General features: G+C 59.3%; 16 protein-coding genes. 13 read left to right on the top strand and 3 right to left on the bottom strand.

From position 1 onward, the window contains the following. Positions 1-604: 604 nt before the first annotated feature. From DESLA_RS0101060 to DESLA_RS0101025, 8 genes are all read left to right on the top strand, one after another. A complete protein-coding gene (locus tag DESLA_RS0101060; RefSeq protein WP_051434260.1) occupies positions 605-1,600 on the top strand; it encodes a sugar ABC transporter substrate-binding protein in 996 nt (331 codons plus the stop codon). 140 nt (positions 1,601-1,740) lie between these two features. Continuing rightward, a complete protein-coding gene (gene phnD / locus DESLA_RS0101055; RefSeq protein ID WP_028571046.1) occupies positions 1,741-2,643 on the top strand; it encodes a phosphate/phosphite/phosphonate ABC transporter substrate-binding protein in 903 nt (300 codons plus the stop codon). Positions 2,644-2,778: 135 nt separating this feature from the next. Beyond that, positions 2,779-3,555, top strand: coding sequence for a phosphonate ABC transporter ATP-binding protein (locus DESLA_RS0101050; RefSeq protein ID WP_211239012.1), 777 nt, complete (start codon positions 2,779-2,781; stop codon positions 3,553-3,555). A gap of 56 nt (positions 3,556-3,611) precedes the next feature. Further along, positions 3,612-5,459, top strand: coding sequence for a PhnE/PtxC family ABC transporter permease (locus DESLA_RS0101045; RefSeq protein WP_211239011.1), 1,848 nt, complete (start codon positions 3,612-3,614; stop codon positions 5,457-5,459). Positions 5,460-5,597: 138 nt separating this feature from the next. Beyond that, positions 5,598-6,377 (top strand): ATP-binding cassette domain-containing protein, encoded by a 780-nt coding sequence (locus tag DESLA_RS17930; protein ID WP_211239010.1) that lies wholly within the window; start codon positions 5,598-5,600, stop codon positions 6,375-6,377. After that, a complete protein-coding gene (locus DESLA_RS0101035) occupies positions 6,374-7,330 on the top strand; it encodes an ABC transporter permease (RefSeq protein WP_028571043.1) in 957 nt (318 codons plus the stop codon). Before DESLA_RS17930 ends, DESLA_RS0101035 begins: the two co-directional genes overlap by 4 nt. A 23-nt stretch (positions 7,331-7,353) precedes the next feature. Next, positions 7,354-8,514, top strand: a complete 1,161-nt coding sequence (locus tag DESLA_RS0101030) for a double-cubane-cluster-containing anaerobic reductase (RefSeq protein ID WP_028571042.1) — start codon at positions 7,354-7,356, stop codon at positions 8,512-8,514. Between the two features lie 21 nt (positions 8,515-8,535). Beyond that, entirely contained in the window at positions 8,536-9,006 is a 471-nt protein-coding gene (locus DESLA_RS0101025) for an HAD family hydrolase (RefSeq protein ID WP_028571041.1), read from the top strand. Here DESLA_RS0101025 and DESLA_RS17925 read toward each other — a convergent pair. The 3 genes from DESLA_RS17925 to DESLA_RS0101010 are packed head-to-tail and all read right to left on the bottom strand — an operon-like array spanning position 8,983 to position 11,304. Further along, a complete protein-coding gene (locus DESLA_RS17925) occupies positions 8,983-10,140 on the bottom strand; it encodes an XdhC family aldehyde oxidoreductase maturation factor (RefSeq protein ID WP_051434259.1) in 1,158 nt (385 codons plus the stop codon). The genes DESLA_RS0101025 and DESLA_RS17925 overlap by 24 nt on opposite strands. A 20-nt stretch (positions 10,141-10,160) precedes the next feature. Then, the gene (crcB, locus tag DESLA_RS0101015) at positions 10,161-10,535 is read right to left on the bottom strand and encodes a fluoride efflux transporter CrcB (RefSeq protein ID WP_028571040.1); all 375 of its coding nucleotides are present in this window, start codon (positions 10,533-10,535) and stop codon (positions 10,161-10,163) included. 40 nt (positions 10,536-10,575) lie between these two features. Continuing rightward, positions 10,576-11,304 carry a Smr/MutS family protein gene (locus DESLA_RS0101010; RefSeq protein WP_028571039.1) on the bottom strand — a complete coding sequence of 243 codons (729 nt, stop codon included), beginning with the start codon at positions 11,302-11,304 and terminating at the stop codon, positions 10,576-10,578. Positions 11,305-11,661: 357 nt separating this feature from the next. Here DESLA_RS0101010 and rsmD point away from each other — a divergent pair, with 357 nt between their 5' ends. From rsmD to DESLA_RS23565, 5 genes are all read left to right on the top strand, one after another. Beyond that, positions 11,662-12,255: a 16S rRNA (guanine(966)-N(2))-methyltransferase RsmD gene (gene rsmD / locus DESLA_RS0101005; protein WP_035261163.1), complete on the top strand. Its 594-nt coding sequence runs from the start codon at positions 11,662-11,664 to the stop codon at positions 12,253-12,255. A 44-nt stretch (positions 12,256-12,299) separates the two neighbouring features. Then, positions 12,300-12,809 (top strand): pantetheine-phosphate adenylyltransferase, encoded by a 510-nt coding sequence (gene coaD / locus DESLA_RS0101000; protein WP_028571037.1) that lies wholly within the window; start codon positions 12,300-12,302, stop codon positions 12,807-12,809. A 258-nt stretch (positions 12,810-13,067) separates the two neighbouring features. Further along, entirely contained in the window at positions 13,068-14,069 is a 1,002-nt protein-coding gene (gene miaA / locus DESLA_RS17920) for a tRNA (adenosine(37)-N6)-dimethylallyltransferase MiaA (protein WP_051434258.1), read from the top strand. Positions 14,070-14,086: 17 nt separating this feature from the next. Beyond that, positions 14,087-14,986 (top strand): hypothetical protein, encoded by a 900-nt coding sequence (locus DESLA_RS0100990; protein ID WP_156932822.1) that lies wholly within the window; start codon positions 14,087-14,089, stop codon positions 14,984-14,986. Between the two features lie 234 nt (positions 14,987-15,220). Then, positions 15,221-15,334: an RCKP-type rubredoxin-like domain-containing protein gene (locus DESLA_RS23565; RefSeq protein ID WP_028571035.1), complete on the top strand. Its 114-nt coding sequence runs from the start codon at positions 15,221-15,223 to the stop codon at positions 15,332-15,334. Position 15,335: the final 1 nt, after the last annotated feature.

The raw sequence follows: 15,335 nt of genomic DNA, 5'->3' as shown, positions 1-15,335 counted from the left end.
AGAAAAGGTGGACGCCTGCTATGCGACAGGTGTCCCGTGGAGCGGGGCTGAGGGTGGTCGGACGGCGTCAACCGACGTCCATTGGCTTGTAGAAGCATGGCGTTCAAAAAGGATTTGAGCTTCCATTGCAATAGCGGGACGACCTCGCCCCGAAGCAAAGAATGCTCAGATGCCTTTGTGATGGAAACAGCAAGGTTTCATCGATGCACCCGAATGAATATCTTTTGTTTTAAGCATATGTGGCCTGCTACGATCAAAGACAAATAATGTCAAATAGAGTTTTTCTATTGAATTGAAGCAATGGCATTCGGTTTCAAAATTGACTTCAAATTCTCAACAAAAAGGCAGCACATCCAAGTGCAGGTGACAACAAATATCGTCAAAATTTAGACGCGAACACTGTTTTAGTCACTAACACGCTATTTTTTTTAAAATATTCATATTCAAAGACAGGCGAAAAACACTGCCAAACATCGAAAAAAGCAATCAACAAGTGCAATGTGCATTATTTTTTCCAATTAGACACCAAGTCCGGAAATGCGTTAAGTAGGCAACGCTAATGCGGGTATGTGACTTTTTTCACCTGAAATCGAGGGAGCAGCTCATGAGAACCAGGTACGGTTTACTGTTCTTTGCGGCGTTGTTGCTGACCATGCTTGTCGCGAACCACGCGGAGGCGCAAAAAACACCCAGCGGCAAAGGCGTCACGATCTGGTTTGACACCGGCGGCAGCGTAGGCGGGCCGTACAATACCATTGTTCAGAACGGCGCCCAGGCCGCGGCCGATGATCTGGGGGTCACGCTGCGCCTGCTCTATTCCGACTGGAGCCCGGAAAAAATGATCTCCAACTTCAAGCAGGCCATGGCCGCCAAGCCCGACGGCATCGTGGTCATGGGCCATCCCGGGGACGACGCCTACGAGCCCTTCATCAACGAGGCGGTGTCCGAGGGGATCATCGTGACCAGCGTGGACACAAAACTGTCCAAAATGGTTGCCACCCACAAGACCAAGGGCTTCGGTTACGTCGGCACGGACAACTACGCCCAGGGCAAAGCCCTGGCCGAAGAGGCTCTGAAACGGGCTCAGCTCGAACCCGGAGACCAGGTATTCGTCTGGGGCCTGAAGCGCTTGCAGGAACGCGGTCGGCGGGCCCAGGCCATCCTGGACGTCATGGAGGCCGCGGGCATGAAGGTCGACTACTATGAAATCTCCCCGGAAGTGGACAAGGACACCTCCATGGGCGTGCCCCTGGTGACCGGCTACCTCTCCAGCAATCCAAACTGCAAAATGATGATCGTGGACCACGGCGCGCTGACTTCCCAGATGGAAAACTTCCTGCGCGCCGCCGCCGTGGAACCGGGCAAGATCTTCGTGGCCGGCTTCTCCCTTTCCCCGGCCACGGCCTCGGCCATCGAGAACGGCTACGTCAGCCTTGTCTCCGAGGCCCAGCCCTACCTCATGGGCTACCTCGGAGTGCTCCAGATCGTCCTGACCAAAAAATACGGCTTCACCGGCCTGGAAGTCGACACCGGCGGCGGGATGATCGACGCCGAAAACATCGCCCAGATTGCGCCCCTGGCGAAGAAGGGAGTTCGGTGATTCATTGAAGCAGTTTCCTGGAAAATGACATTATCACCGTAGGCCCAGTTATTCAGAGTAATTTCTTGATCGATATTCAAGAGACGTTGCGTACCAATTGGCCCTTTCATTATTACCACCAAACCTTACAGGAGGAAAATGTGAAGCGAATTATTTTGTCGGCAATGATTATGATTTGGACGCTGGGATTGGTCGTTACTGGAAGCACTCTTCCAGCCTTTACTGCGGAAAGACCCTCAAAATTAGTCATGACCGCCATTCCGGACGACAGCGCGGAAAACATGCGCGAATTTTTCGGGCTGATCACGCAGCACATCGAAAACAAAGTCGGCATTCCGACCGAATATGTTCATGTGGCCAACTACGCCGCCAGCGTGACTGCCCTTGCAACAGGGCAGGCTGATCTGGCGTGGTTCGGCGCGGTGACCACGGCTCAGGCGTACATTGTGATGGGTGATGAGCTGGAAGTCATCGCGGCCCGGGACATCGACAAGGAATTCATCGGCTACTTCATCGCCAATGCGGACGCGGGAATACCTCCTGTCAACGACCTGAAGGAACTGGCGGAACTGGCACAGGACAAAAACTGGACGTTCACATTCGGCAGCAAGAGCAGCACTTCCAGCCACATGATGCCACGGAGTTTTTTCACCGACCAAAGCGGGCAAAATCCTGAAGAGGTGTTCAGAACCGTCGCCTATAGCGGCAGTCACGACGTGGTCCTGCAAAAAGTGGCCAATGGGGAATTTCATATCGGCGCACTGGGCCAGCCACCGTATGACCGGGCTTCCGACGAGCTCAAACTCAAGGCTCCCATTATCTACACCACGCCCAAATTTACCAATTACAACTTCTCAACCCGCAAAGCGCTGGGCTCGGAACTTATCGGGCAAATCCATGCCGCGCTGCTCTCCCTGCATGAATCACCCGAAGGCCAAAAAGCTCTCGGCTATCTGAAATCCAAACAGTTCGTGGATGCGGACATGAGTGAATGGATGGGCTACGTGGACTTGATCAAGTCCGGAGTGGACATCGGCGGCTGAAGGTGAATCTTCGCCAAGGGGATGTTCCTGGGAACATCCCCTTGGCGATCACTCGCAGCACTTCTTTTACGATCAATGACGAAACAAAGCGTCGAGCCGGCCACGAAGCGGGCATTTCACCTCGAGCATGTCGGCATGTCCTTCGGACATGCCGCGGTGTTGCGGGACATTTCCCTGGACATATTCGAAGGGGAACGGCTGGCCGTAATCGGCCCCTCGGGAGCCGGGAAAACAACCTTGTTTCGGTTGCTCAGCGCCGTGCTCAAGCCCACCACCGGACGGATCACGACACTTGGTCGGGACACGAAAGGGTTGCGAGGCAGGTCGTTGCGCAAACTGCGCAGGGAAATCGGCATCCTTTACCAGACAGACAACCTGATCCCGCACTTGCGAGTCGTACACAACGTCCTGATGGGCCGACTCGGGCGGTGGTCCCTGCCACGGGCCTTGCTCTCCTTAATTTGGCCGCAGAATCTGCACCTGGCCAAGGCGGCTTTGACCAGGGTCGAACTCCAGGACAAGCTCTGGGCCATGCCGGGAGAGTTGTCCGGTGGCCAGCAGCAGCGCGTGGCCATGGCTCGTCTGCTGGTGCAGCAGCCCCGGGTGATGCTTGCGGACGAGCCGGTCAGCCAACTGGATATTCGCCTTGGACGGGAGATCATTGAACTACTGAACGGCATTGCCGCTTCGTTGGGCACCACGCTTCTGGTCAACCTGCACACCCTTGAACTGCTGCACGGTCATTTTGAACGGGTCATCGCCTTGCAAGACGGTCGGATTTTCTGGTCCGGCACGCCTGAACAGATATCCGGCGAACTGCTGCGCGAACTCTACGGGGCGGAATATCGAGTGATGCACTTGAACGAGCAGAGCATCGAAACAAAAAAGTGTCCTGGTCCAGCCTGCCAATGAAACCAAGGCAACTTGATCGGTACGGCTCGAAGCGACCTTGGAAGCATTGGGCCGGCATGGTCATCATTCTCGTCCTGGTGGCCGGGGCGTTCACTTCGGCTGAATGGGACTTCTCCTCTCTTCTTGATTCGCAGCAACGCAGCCAAGCCTTCACTCGAATGCTGGCTTGGATCAAAACCTTCTCATCTCCGGATTTCAGCCCGGAATTCCTGAAACACAGCTGGGCTCTGACCCTGCAAACGCTTTCCGCGGCGATCCTGGGCATCTCTTTGGCCGTTGTTCTGGCCTCGTTGCTGGCCATGGGGTCCGCTCAGAACGTAATGGTCGGGGAAGAAAAAGCTCGTGGCTGGATGCGCCATTTTCCCTTGCGCAGTCCAGCAGCCCTGATGTGTTCTCTCTGCCGCCTGACCCAGGACATTCTGCGAGCCGTTCCGGATTTTGTCTGGGCGGTCATCCTGGTGGCGGTCATCGGACTCGGACCGTTGACCGGCGCATTGGCCTTGGCCTTGAACATCACCGGAATTCTGGCCAAGGTTTACAGCGAATTATGGGACAGCGTCGAGGAAAGTTCGTACGAGCAAGTCCGAATCCTCGGAGGAGGCCGCTTGGCGACCCTCTTTTACGGCATCGCCCCCCTGGCGGCGCGCAGCGTGCAAAGTTTCACCTTGATGCGCGCCGAATGCGCCATTCGGAACGCCGCCGTCATCGGCGCGGTGGGCGGGGGCGGACTTGGCGCCGACATCTGGTACCAGATTCAGTTCGGCGCTTGGTCCAAGGTGACGACGCTGCTCTTGTTCACCTTGGCCCTGACCTTGACAGCCGATCTGGCCAGCAACTTCATCCGTCGCCAACTGCGCAGCGACCCGAACCATCCGCGCACGGTGCGGGCAAAATCCACTTTTGGTCAGCTTTCCCGGGCTTATGTCGGTGTGGGTTTTACCCTGCTGGTGGTGTGCTGGTCGGTGTGGTTCATGGGCTGGGGCGACAATGCGCCCCCGAGTCAGCAAAGTCGCAACTACTTGGAACCGGCCATCAAGCTGATTACTTCCGAGTCATGGCAAAACCTGAAATTCTTCGAGCGGATGCTCAATCCGGAACTGGATCTGGAAGCTGTCGGCCTCGGCGACCGGGAAAAGGTCCGTGCCCTGCAAGCAGAAGGAAAGACGGTGGACCTGTTCGCGGAATACCGTTTTCGAGAGTTCTGGAAACCCTCGGCCTGGGTGGCCTGGGAACTGGAACTTCGCAAATGGTTTGTCTGGCGGGTCGTCAAATCTTCCTCGATCCCTCTGGCCATGGCCATTGTCGGGACATTGATGGGGGTGCTTGCGGCCATGGCTCTGACCTACCCCCACTCTTATGCCTTCATGGTGGAATCGTCGCATTTTTCCGGAGAGTCTCCGCCGTGGTGGGTTCGTGTCCAGCGAATGGCGCAGTTGGTCGTGGCCAAAGGCACGGGGCTTATCTCACGCGGCATACCTGACGTGATGTGGGCCTTTCTGTTCATCGCCTTTTTCGGCCCAGGGCTGCTGGCTGGTACCATTGCCATCGCCATTCACAGCATGGGAGTCCTGGTGCGGGTTTTCAGCGAGTCCGTGGACAATATTCCGTACAGGCGATTCGAACAGTCCTTCATCGGATCACGCCTGAACTGTTTTGCCTACACAGCGGGGGCCATGTCCTGGCGGGACTGGATGACCTACAGCTTCTTCCAATTTGAGAGCAACGTCCGAACGGCCGTGGTCTTCGGAATTGTCGGCGTCGGTGGACTGGGCTTTTTCTTCACATTCAATTTCGAGTGGTTCCGCTTCGAGCGTGCCGGAACCTATTTGCTGATGATCATCGCCCTGACAATAATTATTGATCGCATCTCCCGAATGATGAACCTGTCCAGGGTCAGCTGCTGACATGATATTTCGCTATTTCGAAAAGACGACAAGACGTTATTGCTATCCAGGGCAGTACAGAACCGGAGAAACAGCCATGATCACAGATGATCTGCTCTCCATGAAGTCAGCGGGTGAACCAACTTACGGAGCAATGCCGTGACCTATACTGTGGATATGGCCAACATCTCCAAGTCCTATGGAGAGATCAAAGCCCTGGACGACGTGAGCTTTGCCCTCGGCTCCAACGAGGTGGTCGGCCTGTTGGGTGACAACGGCGCGGGCAAGTCCACCTTGATCAAGATCCTGGCCGGCGTGACCCGGGCGGATGCCGGGACCATGCACATCAACGGGCAAGCCATCGACCCTCGCGGGCACACCGTGGCCAAGGCTCGCAAGCTGGGCATCGAGACTGTTTTTCAAGATAAATCCCTGGGAGAGAAGCAGCCTCTGTGGAGCAATTTCTTCGTGGGCAGACACCTGACCAATCGCTGGGGCTTCATCGACGTGGCGGCCGAGATGCGCGTGACCCGGGAAATTCTTGGGAACATTCTCGGGCTCCAGGCCAGCAATCTTCGGCCCGAGACCATAGCCGGAACCCTTTCCGGCGGGGAGCGGCAAGGCGTGGCCATCGGCCGAGCCATGCACTTCAATTCCCGGATCGTCGTGCTGGATGAGCCGACCACGGCCCTGTCCCTGCGCGAGGTCGACAACGTTTTGTCCTTTGTCCGGCACATCAAGCGGGAAGGAAAGGCCTGCGTCTACATATCGCACAACATGAACCAGGTGCATGCCGTAGCGGACAGGTTCGTGATCGTAGACAAAGGGAAGATCGCTCTGGACCTTCCCAAGGACGGGACGACCCTGGAAGAGCTGATCAAGATCATGATCCGCATTGCCGATGGCGAGGTCCCGACTCGGCCAGGTGGCCATTCATGAAAATTTGCAACGTCAACTGCACCATTTTTCTGATCCTGGGTATCGTCTTGAGCGTCTTCATCCTGCTCAGCCCGGAGACTTTTCTCTCCTCCCGCATCTACCTCTCCTACATGTCCATCATCCCCTTTCCGGCCATCGTGGCCCTCGGGGCGACCTTCGTGATCATCAGCGGGGAAATCGATCTGAGCTTCCCCTCCACCATGGCCCTGGCAGGATTCGTCTTTTCCATGATCTTTGCCGGCGGAGGCCATCCCCTCCTGGGCCTCGTCGCGGCCATGGCCGTCGGAGCCCTGATCGGACTGATCAACGGTCTGATCGTCGTCAAAATCGGGGTGCCCTCGATCATCGCCACCATCGGCACCCAGTTCTTCTGGAGCGGTTTCACCATGGTCGTCAGCTCCGGCCTGGCCATCAATATTGTGGCCATTCGGGACACCGTGACCCATACCTTCTTCGTGGGCCGCCTGTTCTGGGGCATCCCGGCCCAGGCGCTTTGGTGCCTGGGATTGGTCGCCGTGTTGTGGCTGGTCCTGAACCGCCATGTCTTCGGCGCGAACGTCAAATTCACCGGGGACAGCGCCCAAACGGCCCGAGCCATGGGCATCAACGTGGGAGCGACGAAAATCGGAGCGTTCATGCTCCTGGGGGCTTTGACCGCCCTGAGCGGGTCCATGGTCTGCATGGAAATGGCCAACTGGTGGCCTACCCAGGGCGAAGGCTATCTGCTGCCGGTCTTTGCCGCGGTCTTTGTGGGCGGAACGTCCGTGTTCGGCGGGACGGGGACCATCGTGGGGACGCTCATCGGGGCGGTGATCATCGGGATGCTCGAGGCGGGCATCATCAGCGCGGGCTTCTCCGGATTCTGGACCCGGATGGCCTACGGGGTGATCGTCGTGGGTTCGGTTTCCATCTATGCCTGGATGGATCGCAGCCGGGCCAAATTGCAGCCATAATCTTCAGCCAAGGAAATGTTTCCATGACAACGCCAAAACCCCAGTGCTTCACCAGGTTCGAGAACTGGGCGGAAAAGAGCCTGTTGGACCTGGATACGGCCCGCCGAGAAGGTACGAAAATCGCCGGGGTGTTCTGCACCTACGCGCCGTTGGAATTGGTCCGGGCCGCCGGGGCCGTGCCCGTTTCCCTGTGCGGAAAGAAGCAGGAGCCCATCGGGGCTGCTGAAAAGCACCTTCCAGCCAACCTCTGTCCCTTGATCAAATCCAGTTACGGCTATGCCGTCACGGACACCTGCCCCTTCTTCGCGGCCAGTGATTTCATCCTCGGGGAGACAACCTGCGACGGCAAGAAGAAGATGTTCGAGCTGCTCCAAGACATCAAGCCGCTGCACCTGCTCCACCTGCCCTATCTGCAGGACGACGCCACGGCCCTGGCCTTCTGGATGGACCAGATCCAGCGCATGCAAGCCTTTCTCGAACAGACCACCGGGCAACGGGTCACCCGGGACCGGATCCAGCGAGAAATCCGTGACGCCAACCGGGTGCGACGGCTCCTGAAGGAAATCGCCTACCTGGCCGACGACCATCCGGTCCCACTTTCCGGCCTGGACGCCATGCGTGTTTTTGAAAGTTCGTCGTTTGTCGTGAATCTGCCCGAGTTCGCCGGACTGCTGGAAACTCTGGTTCAGGAACTGACCGAGATGAAGGCTCGGGGTCTGTCCGTCCGCGGCCCCGACGCGCCGCGCATTCTGCTCACCGGATGCCCGGTGGGCAAAGGATCGGACAAGGTCTTGAAACTGATCGAGGACAGCGGGGCCGTGGTGGTCTGTCTGGAAAACTGCACCGGCTTCAAGAATTTCGACCTTCTTGTGGAGGAAACCGTCGACCCGTTCGAGGCCCTGGCCCGCCGCTACCTGCGCACCCCCTGCTCCTGCATGACCCCCAACCAGGGTCGGTTCGACCTGATCTCCAGACTTACCCGAGATTTCAAGGTCCAAGGCATCGTCGACCAGACCTGGCAATGCTGCCACACCTACAACGTCGAAGCCCACGGAATAAAAACACTGGCTGAACAGACGTTGAACATTCCGTTTCTGCACATTGAAACCGACTACTCGGAGTCGGACACGGAACAACTCCGGACGCGCATCGAGGCGTTTCTGGAAGTAGTGGAAATGAGCTGACCGAACACGAAGGAAAAACGCATGTTGCACATCGACGTTCCAGGCTGGAAAACGCTGCGTCTGGCCCACCTCTTCCTGGATTACAACGGTACCCTGGCCCTGGACGGACGTCTTCTGCCCGGCGTCGCACAGCGCCTGGAGGAGTTGTCCCGGCACCTGGACATCCACGTCCTTACCGCGGACACCTTCGGCAGCGTCCGGGAAGCACTGGGAACGCTCCCCTGCGACCTTTTGATCATCCCATCCCAAAACCAAGCCCAAGCCAAGGCCGACCATCTGCGGGCTTTCGATCCCACCCTGTCCGCGGCCATGGGCAACGGCCGCAATGATGCCTTGATGCTCCGGGAAGCGGCCCTGGGCATCGCCCTGCTCCAGGAGGAAGGGGCGGCCGCCCATACCTTGGCCGCCGCGGACGTGGTCTGCAGCTCCATCCTGGACGCCCTGGACCTCCTGCGCCACCCTCTCCGTCTAGCGGCCACGCTTCGCGGGTAGCGCTCGCGATCCTTCGATAGCAAGAAGCCGGAGGTTGTCACGGCCCCCCATCGCGGACCTTGCAATCGCGCGGATTTTCACCAGTTCCGCAACGATGCTCAGGGCGATCTCGGCGGGGGTTTGGGCGTTGATATCCAGGCCGATGGGGCAGTGGACGCCGGAGAGATTGTCCTGACGGAAGCCTTGCCCGCGCAGGGCCGCGTAGATGGCGTCCCGCTTGCGGCGACTGCCGATCATACCGATGTAGGCGGCCTGGGTGCCAAGGGCCTGGGCCAGGACGTCCATGTCGTGCGTATGGCCCCTGGTGACGATGACCACGTAGCTGTTCCCGTCGATTCGGCACCCATCCTGGGTCAGAGCATGACCCATGTTCTCCGGGACGTGGACGGCGTCGGCCAGCGGGAAACGCTCCGGGTTGGCGAAGTCGGGCCGGTCGTCATGGACTTCCACGCGAAAATCCACCCGGTGGGCCAGGATCGCCACTTCTCTGGCGACATGGCCCGCGCCGAACAGATGCACCGTCTCCTTGGCCCGAATCGGCTCGATCACCACTCGTGAGTCTCCGGCCATGCACAGAATCGGGCGACATTCGAGCCGGACCTTTTCCAGAAGGCTTGTCGGAAGGCTTGCCAGTCGCTCCGGATTGTCCGGCTGCTCCGGGTAAAAGCGCAAGCCCGAGGCTGAGCGCTGGACCAGATACGACTCGGAGAGCAGCCCGGCCTGACCACCGGGAGACTCCCGGAGCACGGTGGCCAGAAGCCAATCACCACCCTGTTCGCGCTGGCGGCCCAGGAGCCGGAACAGCTCCATGGTTCGGGAAACCGGACGCAACGGCTCCACCAGCACGTCCAGTTCCCCGCCGCAGATCATGTCCATATCGCCGGCGTCCGTGCCGGTCAGGGTAACGTGCTGGAGTCGGCTGAAACCGGAACGCAAGACCTCCAGCCCGGTCTGAATAACCTCGGCCTCCAGGCGTCCGCCCCCGATCGTTCCGAGGATGGAACCGTCCCGACGCACGACCATCCGGGTTCCGGGAGTCCGCGGCGCGGAACCGGTTTGACCGACAATGGTGGCCAGAGCCGCCGACTCTCCAGCCTCCAGCAAGGTCAGGATTTCATCTTCAAGTCGGATCATTGGATTCTCTCATCATCGCCTTACCACATCCGGCCCAGCAAAAAACCGCAGTAGAGGGCCGCGAGGCTGATCAGGTTCTGGACGATCAGGTTCAGGATCGGTTTCAGGCGTTTTCCTTCCTGAAACAGCAGATGGGTTTCAAAAATATATGTGGAAAAGGTGGTGAACGATCCCAGAAAGCCGACCAGGATGATCACTCGGGCTTGCGGCGGGATGGCCCCGACCTCGTGGCTCAGCACCCAGGCCAGCCCGAAGAGGAAGCTTCCCAGGACGTTCACCGTGGTGGTGCCCCAGGGATATTCCCGGCCCAGAAGCGCATACACGGCAGAGGAGAGCCAGTACCGCGACATGGCGCCCAATGCGCCGGCCAGGCCGAGAAAAAGGATTTCCTGCATTCGGAAGGATCGAGGTTTTACGGCGTTCAAAAAGCCGCGATTACTCCATGGAAGCCGGAAGATCCCAGCGAACCTTGCCTCCGGTTTTCTTGCGCTTGCGCAGCAGGACATAGAGCGCCCCGGTTCCGCCGTGCTGGGGCAGGGCCGTGCAGAAGGCCAGGACGACCCGGCGCAACGGCTCGCGGGTCAGCCAGAGGGGCAGCTCCTCACGGATCAGGGCCAGGCCCCCGGGAGAGTTCTTGCCGCGCCCGGGAATCAGCAACACGCAGCGTCGCCCCAGGTAATACTGGCCGCGCAGGAAGTCGAGGGCGGCGTCCCTGGCCTGCAGCGCGTTCAATCCGTGCATGTCCAGATGGGCTTCCACGCTGAACTGCCCGGCCTTGAGCTTGCCCAGCACTTTTTTGTCCAGGTCCTGGATATAGCCGTGCATGTATTCCTCGGAATACGACAGCTCGAACTCCACCGTTCCCTGCACCAAATTGCGCAGATAATCCGCCACCCAAAGGTCGTCGTTCTCGGCCAAATTTTGCTTGCGTTCGGTGGTCACGGATTGCGAAAGCCGGGATTCGCCGGGCACTTCCCGGCCTTTGGTCCCGCCGGAGATGGGCGTGACTTCGGACATGGCCCGGACGAACAGGTCCGCGTCGTCATTGGGCGGATTCTCCGGTTCTTCTTTTGGTCGCGGCTTGGGAACGATGCGTTTGACGCGCTCCTTCTTGGGGAACTTCTTCTTCAGCGCGGAGAGGTCTTCGAGGGAGGTGAACTTCATGGCCTGGACGGGGCTGCTTGATTCGGTTTCGTGGAGTGGGTAGGAAGGCAGGTCGCCCTTGCAACGCCGATAAACGGGCTCTAAGCGAGACAGTATCCTGACGAATATGCAAAGGCAAGACAAAGGCGAGACCGAGGCAGGGCATTTTTGTTCTCGAAGCACGGGCACTCTGAATCGATATCGATATCGAAATCGTGATCGCAATCGATTTCCGGCAACTTTCCGATTTCGATAGCGATTTCGATTGCGATGATTGCTGGCCCAGTCTTGGGGGGGGTTAGAACGCCCTACAATATACGCCATTGAAATAATAAATATTTTTCAGAGAACAAAATTGTCCTGGAGACGGAGACAGCCGTGGTCAAAATCATCGCCGGACACTGGAAGGGCCGCCGGATCAAGACGACCGAGGGCGAAGGCTATCGTCCGGCCATGGGCAGGGTTCGCGAGGCCCTGTTTTCCATGCTCGCTTCGCGCGGCGTGCATTGGGACGCGGTCCGGGTGCTGGACGTGTTCGCCGGCAGCGGAAGCTTGGGCTGGGAGGCGTTGAGCCGGGGAGCACCGGAAGTGTGCTTTCTGGAAAACGACCCCAAGGCCCTGCGTCTGCTGCGGGACCAGGCTCCGACCTTCGAGCGTCCCGGACAACGCGTCCGGATTCTGGCCGGAGACGCCTTGCGCACCCTGGCCGGAGCTCCCAGGCAGGCCAGACCGGGAGGATACGGGGTCTTGTTTTTTGATCCGCCGTATGGCCGCGACCTCCTGGCCCCGGCCCTGGCCCTGGCCCGCAACCACGGCTGGATCGCCCCGGACGCCCTGATCTGCGCCGAGGTGGAGGAAGCCTGGACGCCCGCCGCCCTGACCCTTCCCGAACTTGAACTGGAAACCGACCGCACCTACGGTCAAACCCGCATCTGCATCTGGACGACCCGACCGCCCTCGCCTACCTCCTGAACCGTGAACCGTTGAACCGTGAACCGTTGAACCGTGAACCCAAAATGGACAAAAATTTCTGCAAAAAACGCATCGCCGTCTACCCCGGCACCTTCGACCCCCTGACCAACGGCCATGTCAGCCTGATCCGGCGCGGCTTGGAAGTCTTTGACCAGATCATCGTGGCCGTGGCATGGGATACGCCCAAGACCCCGCTGTTCTCCCTGGAAGAGCGCCTGGAAATGATCGACGAAGTTTTCGCCCCGGAGCCGCGGGTTATCGGCGAGGGGTTCCAGGGGCTGCTGGTGGACTATGTCCGAGAGCGCGGCGGCAGCGTAATTCTGCGCGGGTTGCGGGCGACGTCGGACTTTGAGTATGAATTTCAGATGGCCCTGATGAATCGCCGCCTGAATCGCGGCTTGCAGACCATGTTTCTGATGACCGATTATAAGTGGTTGTACATCAGTTCGACGATCATCAAGGAAGCGGCCAAGCTGCACGGAGACGTCCAGGGCCTGGTGCCGGAACCCGTGCTGCGCCGACTGCATCAAAAGTATGGGACGAGCAAGGACTGAGCGGGAACAGCCTTGGGTTTGGCGCGTACCCAGGTAGTCAAACTTTCGGAGGCCTGCCCCAGGGCAATTCCGTTCTCAGTGACAACGTTATGATACCAACCCAGCAAATGTCCGGGTGTTCAGGAGATGCCCCCATGTTGGGCAGATATCAATCGAAATCGAAATCGCTATCGAAATCGAGTGCTTGTAGAAAATCGATTTCGATCACGATTTCGATTTCGATACCGATTCAGACAGCGGGCGGGAATTAAGGCCAAAATGCTCCGCGATCACCTCACGCCCATCGTCTGCCTGGTGGGGGCCACCGGGACCGGCAAGACGGCCGCGGCCCTGACATTGGCCCGGCATTTTCCGGTGACCGTGATCAACGCGGATTCGCGTCAGGTCTACCGGGACGTGCCGATCATCACCGCCCAGCCGGACGCCGCTGAGCAAGCCCAATGCCCGCATCTGCTGTACGGTTTCCTGGGCATGGATGAAACCGTTTCCGCGGGCAGGTTCATGGACGAGGCTCGAAAAGCGGTGGCGTCTTGCCAAGAAAATGGTCGGGAGAATGATCGGGCGAGTGGCCGCATGCCCGTTCTGGTGGGCGGCACGGGCCTGTATCTGCGCGCCCTGGCCGGCGGATTGGCGAATATTCCGGACGTGCCCGCCCAGGTGCGCGAAGCGGTGCTCCAGGAATGCGCGGATCACGGTCCCGAAGCCCTGCACGCCCGATTGAGCGACGTGGACCCGGATTACGCGACCCGGATTCACCCTCGGGACCGGCAGCGGGTCTGCCGGGCCCTGGAAGTCTTCCAGTCCTCCGGGCGTCCCTTGTCCTGGTGGCATACCCATGCCCGCTCGGCCCAGGGTCTGGAGCTGTTCATCATCGGCCTGCGCCTGCCCCGGCCGGAACTGCACGCCCGTTTGGCCCGCCGCATCGACGTGATGCTGGAGCTGGGGGCGATCCGGGAAATCCAGCGAGCCTGGGAAGGCTGTCCAAACCCTGAAGCCACGGGATTTTCCGGCATCGGTTGCCGCGAACTGCTGGCCCACCTGCGCGGAGAGACCAGCCTCGAAGAAGCCAAGGACCTGTGGCTGTTCCGGACCAGGGCCTACGCCAAGCGCCAGGAAACGTGGTTCAACAACATCCCCGAGGTCCACTGGATCTCGGCCGGAGACCAGGCCGCGGTCGTCCGCCTCGTGGAAACCCTTGCAGCGGGTCCGCGGGTCGGGTCCGGACTTCGGACTGACCCGAACACATATCGATCCATATGAAGAAAGGAGACGACGTTTTGCGAAGCAACAGCCCAAAAACATGGTTCCTCTCCACGCTGATGGCCGTTCTTTTTTCAAGCCTGCCCACGTTTCTACTGGCCGGGCAGGATGTCCGCATCTTCGTGGAGGCCGATGAAGCCGGTGTTTCGGAGCCCCGCCCTTCGGCCCTGCGCCGGGCTCTCGCTCAAGGGGTGACCCAGGAGGCGGAGATTCTGATGCGGGAGGAGCTGAGCGGGGGACGACGGGCCGCGTTGGAACGGATTCTGGAGTCCCGGGCCGAGGAGTACGTCCTGGGCTGGGAAGAAATCGAATATCTGCCCACGGAATGGGGCGCGGTCCTGCACCTGAATGTCCGGGTCAACCGGGAGGCGTTGCAAAATTTTCTGCGGTCTTTGGGTACATATTATACACGGGGCCACCGAATCGGCTACCGACTCGACCCCCAGGGCCTGGCATCGGAGCAGCTGGAAGTGGTCCGGAGCTTGGAGCTGCTCTCCGGCGTGCACGACGACGGCTCGGACTCTCTGATTTTGCGCCTCGCGTTTTTGAGCGAAGGTGGGTGGCAAGGCGTGCTGGATTACGAGGGAATGGTCTGGACCGCTGCGGGACGGGATCTGCCGGAAACCTGGGCCGCTCTGTGGGGCAATTACTTCCGGTTGGACCGGGTTCGCGGAGGCTTCGAAGGCGCGATGACCCTGGTCACCCAGGGATGGCGCTCCGCCGGGGATATTCAGGCCTTTGACAGGCATCTGCGGGGCCTGGATGTCTCCACGGACACCATCGACCTGCTGGGCGTCTCGGTGCAATCGGGCCAATACCAGGCCAATTGGCGGATCGTGACCATGGACCGGGAAGCCCTGGAACGCCATGTCCGCCAGTACGTCCAGGAGCGATCGGTCACGTTCGGCCTGGAGTAGGGGCGCATACCTTCCACACATTCAACAGCCAGGGTGTAACTCTGGGTCGAAATCGAAATCGAGATCGAGATCGGTATCGGCGTAAATTATTGACGCACCTGCTTTTCTCGATTTCGATTTCGATACCGATTTCGATCCGGTCTCAATGCGTGACTGACCTGAGGACATCCTTTTTGAAGGCAAAGTGGACGTAAACATTCACCCTCAACAACCCAAACGACAAGGAGCCCCCCCGTGGCGGAATTCATTTGTTCCAAGTGCGGTGAAAAGAAGGAAGGCCGATGCAAACCCCAGAAGTGTCCCAAGTGCGGCGAGAAAGGGACCATGGCCAAGCAGGAGCAGAAGTAGT

This window comes from Desulfonatronum lacustre DSM 10312, from assembly GCF_000519265.1.
GTDB lineage: Bacteria > Desulfobacterota > Desulfovibrionia > Desulfovibrionales > Desulfonatronaceae > Desulfonatronum > Desulfonatronum lacustre.
This window is presented reverse-complemented; position numbering and strand designations above follow the sequence as displayed.